The sequence below is a fragment of the Bradyrhizobium sp. LeoB3 genome (assembly GCF_055456055.1).
Window position 1 is genome coordinate 1 of the sequence record NZ_JBVBEF010000396.1, and the last position, 375, is coordinate 375.

Sequence of the window (375 nt, forward strand, 5' to 3'; positions counted from 1 at the left end):
TCAAATGATGTACCGTGATTCGGCACTTTCCCAGCGCGAGAGATTCGCATTTAACGTTTTCCACGACTATCTGTCTGCAATGCTCAAATTATTTGAACCCTGCCTCCCGACGCGCGGCACCAAGGTGCTTGACCGGCCGGAGCGGATCCACGAGATCAAGCACGACAGCTACCGTTTGATCGTCAGCGCGAAGCGCGTGCGGCTGTTCACCCGCGACAGCCACGACTGGAGCGACCGATTCCCGCTGATCGTTGAGGCGGCCTTGCGGCATCGCGCATCCGCGTTCGTGCTCGACGGCGAGGCGGTGCTGCTTGACCTCGGAGAGATCGCCATCGAGCTGAGCCAGCGGTGCGCCGAGCGCGGCGAGATCCCGGA

1 protein-coding gene is annotated in these 375 nt (G+C 61.6%); it reads left to right on the forward strand.

Annotated elements, in window-relative coordinates:
* Window positions 1-375, forward strand: a 375-nt coding sequence (locus tag ACZXDY_RS46495; RefSeq protein WP_464350102.1) for an ATP-dependent DNA ligase, incomplete at both ends; no start/stop codon positions are given.